This is a genomic window from Halorubrum sp. Atlit-26R (assembly GCF_003666015.1).
Classification (GTDB): Archaea; Halobacteriota; Halobacteria; order Halobacteriales; family Haloferacaceae; genus Halorubrum.
Genome location: NZ_QPLT01000228.1, coordinates 1 through 702 on the forward strand (window position 1 = coordinate 1; position 702 = coordinate 702).

At 59.3% G+C, this 702-nt stretch carries 1 protein-coding gene; it reads right to left on the bottom strand.

Annotated elements, in window-relative coordinates:
• The coding region (locus tag DVK07_RS20275) for a hypothetical protein (RefSeq protein ID WP_147441282.1) at positions 1-255 on the bottom strand (255 nt) is incomplete at its 3' end.
• Positions 256-702: the final 447 nt, after the last annotated feature.

Sequence of the window (702 nt, forward strand, 5' to 3'; positions counted from 1 at the left end):
TCCAACAAGGGCCAGCCACACGTCCTGCCAGTAGTCCTCGTCGAGGTAGCCGTTCCGCGCGAGCAGCTCAACGTCGCTCAAGAGGTGGTCCAGGCGGTGGCCTAGGTCCTCAACTTTCTCTTGGATGTCAGCCTCAAGCTTGCTTTCTCGATAACTTCCAGTCTCGCCGTTAGTGAGGTAGTTGCGTTGCCGCTCGCTCAGCGCGTAGGACGGTGGGCGGTTGTACTGACTCTCCGTGGCCTCGGTATCGTCCATGCTGTAAATGTGCCTTGTTAGAAACATGAATATGGCTGTGAATGTACCCTCTCTCGTGGGGGAACACTCCTCATAGGAGCCCCACCGCCAACCAGTAACGCAGTCTGAGTGTGTGCTCTTACGCCTCGTTTGTAGCTTTCTCTAAGTACTCCCAATTGAGCCTCCTCGACGAACACGATGATTTCCGGAGCAGTCTTGGAGCGCGCGGGCACGGAGCGAGTCGGTGGCGAAGTTCCTCCTCGCGAGTTCATCGTCAGCTAAGTGACGCCCGCGCCCCCCTCGTGAACCCCAACCGCGTTCGGTGAGCTGCGCGTTCGGCAGCGTCGAGCGCGTAGAGTGATCTCACACCGGCGTCGGACAGTAGACAAGATGAGACCAACAAAAGGGCGAGGACGTGCCGCCCCCACGTCGACGACTGACGGCAGGCTGTCGAACATTACGCGCGCG